This window comes from Gammaproteobacteria bacterium (assembly GCA_013696315.1).
Classification (GTDB): Bacteria; Pseudomonadota; Gammaproteobacteria; order JACCYU01; family JACCYU01; genus JACCYU01.
This window is the reverse complement of sequence record JACCYU010000045.1, coordinates 1-2,789: the sequence shown is the minus strand read 5'-3', so window position 1 is coordinate 2,789 and position 2,789 is coordinate 1. Positions and strand designations below refer to the sequence as shown.

Annotated in this window: 3 protein-coding genes and 1 pseudogene; 1 reads left to right on the top strand and 3 read right to left on the bottom strand. The window is 58.6% G+C overall.

The annotated features are described in order from the left end of the window. Positions 1–258 precede the first annotated feature (258 nt). Positions 259–1,020 carry a DUF72 domain-containing protein gene (locus H0V34_02925; protein MBA2490689.1) on the top strand — a complete coding sequence of 254 codons (762 nt, stop codon included), beginning with the start codon at positions 259–261 and terminating at the stop codon, positions 1,018–1,020. Positions 1,021–1,410: 390 nt separating this feature from the next. On the opposite strand, the gene H0V34_02920 is transcribed toward H0V34_02925, so the two are convergent. The 3 genes and pseudogenes from H0V34_02920 to H0V34_02910 form a co-directional block, all read right to left on the bottom strand. Continuing rightward, complete coding sequence (locus H0V34_02920; GenBank protein MBA2490688.1) at positions 1,411–1,869, bottom strand: hypothetical protein; 459 nt, start codon at positions 1,867–1,869, stop codon at positions 1,411–1,413. 129 nt (positions 1,870–1,998) lie between these two features. Then, positions 1,999–2,541 (bottom strand): annotated as a pseudogene (locus H0V34_02915) (MFS transporter). A gap of 6 nt (positions 2,542–2,547) precedes the next feature. After that, the coding region (locus H0V34_02910) for an MFS transporter (GenBank protein ID MBA2490687.1) at positions 2,548–2,789 on the bottom strand (242 nt) is incomplete at its 5' end.

The following is a 2,789-nucleotide window of genomic DNA, read 5'->3' as shown; positions in this document are numbered from 1 at the left end:
TGTACAACCATCACTTGCCGCAAACCGCCCTCAATGCCAAGCCACCCATCCAGGCGATGAAGCAATGGCATGCCAAGCACCCTGAGCTGTTTCATCGTAAGCCTTATAATCGTCCGGGACTTGACATTTAGTTAAGCATTTTTTCAAGGCTTAATAGTGCAAGGGTCCTGGGCATACGCGCCGAAACTCTGGCGAAGTCCCGCCCCAAACTGCATAGGTACAGAACCGAACTATGTTTCCGCACATGGAACCATACACATGACGGCTTCGAGGCTTTCAGCAGGTGCGAGCGGCTACTCCTTCAAGGAATGGAAGGGAAACTTCTATCCGGAGAAGATCAAGCCGGATGCGATGCTAACGTGGTGCGCCGAGCGTCTGCCGACGGTTGAAATCAACAACACCTTTTACCGAATGCCCAAGGCATCTGTGCTCGAGAACTGGGCAAAAGCGTCGCCGAAGGACTTCCGATTCGCAATCAAGGCTCCGCGCCGGATCACTCATTTGGCCCGGCTCAAAGCGGAGACGGCGGCCGATTCGGTCGATTTTCTCTACCGCACCCTTACAGCGCTCGGCGCCAAGCGCGGCCCGGTCCTCTTCCAGTTGCCGCCATACGTGAAGAAGGACCTGCCGCGCCTGAGCGAGTTCCTGCGCCTGCTGCCCGAGGGGCATAGCGCCGCGTTCGAGTTTCGCAACGAGAGCTGGTTTGCTGACGATGTCTACGACGCGCTCAAGAGCGCCGGAGCGGCGTTGTGCTTGTCCGAGCGCGAAGACAACGCGCAGCCGCCTCTCGTCGAAACAGCTCAATGGGGCTACGTCCGCCTTCGACTCGAGACCTATTCGGATGCCGATCTCCAGCAGTGGGCGGGCAGACTCGCCGCCACCGCATGGCGCAAGATCTACGTGTATTTCATGCACGAGCCGACCGCGCCGGCATACGCTCAGACGTTGATGCGGTTGGGGGCTTCGTTAGGGAAATGCTCCAAGTCAGAACCGAGGTGTTGGTTCCCAGGACACAAGTGATCGCAATGCTCTGATCAGGCGATCTACACGGCGCCCTTGTAGCCCGAGCTAGCCAGGCTTCCACTAACCGCCAGCTGCCAACCGAAGGTGGTTGCATGTCCACATTGGTCGCTGCCGTCGCAGGTTTGAATGGCGTTGAGCAGGCTATACGGTTGCGACTCCGACGTCTCTCGGTAATAGATGTTGTACTTACGTACCGGAGCGACTCGGTGATTGGCGACAACCTGTTGTAAGCGCACAGAGGTAATTGTCTTGGACCCTGCTCGATTTCCCATGATCGGATCCGGCCGGACTTCGTAGTTGAAGGCTATGGAAGCGAAATGCGGAAAACTTGTACCAGGTTTGTATTTGATGAATTTGGGCCGGTGACCCTGTTAAGCGCCCATGCGGCTACCACATTCTTATCTTGAGCCTCGATTCTTTAACGTCGCTGTTTTCATGGTCGTTAGTTAATCCATATTGCATGACTTCACCCGATTTAGTCCGCGCTTCGAACCACGCCGGACCACCGGCTTGATTGCCGTGAGCGGTAACTTTGGTGAAGCTGTCGATCTCGGTGCGGTACTCGGAGTCATCCGCGCCGTAGATGCCCTTGATGTTGAGCAGCCACTTCCCGTCTAGGCAGAATCGATCCACACTGGTGAAGTCGACACCATGAATATGCCCGTCCTGAACGAGCGTCTGCGGACAACGATGAATGCCTGAAAGACCTCCCAAAGACCAGCCACTACCGAGTAACCCGTTACCACTTTGGCTGTTGTGGCTAAGCCCGAGCTGCGGCTGCGTACCGGCGGCGCCAGGCGGGATTTCGATAGGTTTCTGATAGGAAGCGGCGCCCGACGCCGTCACCTGAAATGCTCCCGGTGTGGCGCGGACCGAACTTGGGGCCACTGGCGCATCGGCGTGTATTACGGATGCAGTGAACAAGACGAGCTAACGATGACCCAGCCTAGCCATAAGTCTTTTCTGATCTGGCGACTAGGCAGCAGCTTCCACCCCGCGCCACACCACCAGTGCTCCCGCTGCCGCGAGCAGCGCCGCCGCGCCAAACGCCCATTGCGGGCTGGCCGCAACCCATACATAACCGCTGATCAGGCTGCCCAGCGCGCCGCCCAGACCGAAACTCACACTCGAATAAAGCGCCTGCCCGCGACCCTGCAACCGTCCCGGAAAGCGCTCATAGACGAGATGAATCGCGGCGGCGTGATAAAGGCCGAAACTCGCCGCGTGCAGGCATTGCGCGACGAGCATCGCAGGCAATGAATCCGCCAGATTCGCGATCACCGTCCAGCGAAGCGCCGCCAGCGAGGTCGCGATCAGCAGCAGCCGATGCGCGCCGAAACGCGGCAGCCATGCCGACATCATCACGAAAACGCCGATCTCGGCCGCTGAGCCCAATGCCCACAGCCAGCCGATCGTACTGCGGGAATAGCCGAAATTTTCCATGTAAATACTGAAAAACGCGTAATACGCCCCGTGGCTGGCCTGCAAGAGAAAGCAGGCGAACAGCAACGCGAACACGCCCGGCTACCGCAACGCGTCACCCAGGGTCGCCGTCGCAGTGAGCGGACTCTGCTGATCCCCGATCAGCAGAGTGTTAAGCCACACCAATGCCAGCAAGGTCAGCGCGATGACGGGCAACCAGTCCACGCCATATCGATCGAGCGCGGGCCCCAGCGAAACCACCACTGCGATGAAACCGATGGATCCCCACAGCCGAATTCGACTGTAGTGGTGTACGCCGTCGCCGAGGTGGTCCAGGGTAGTGG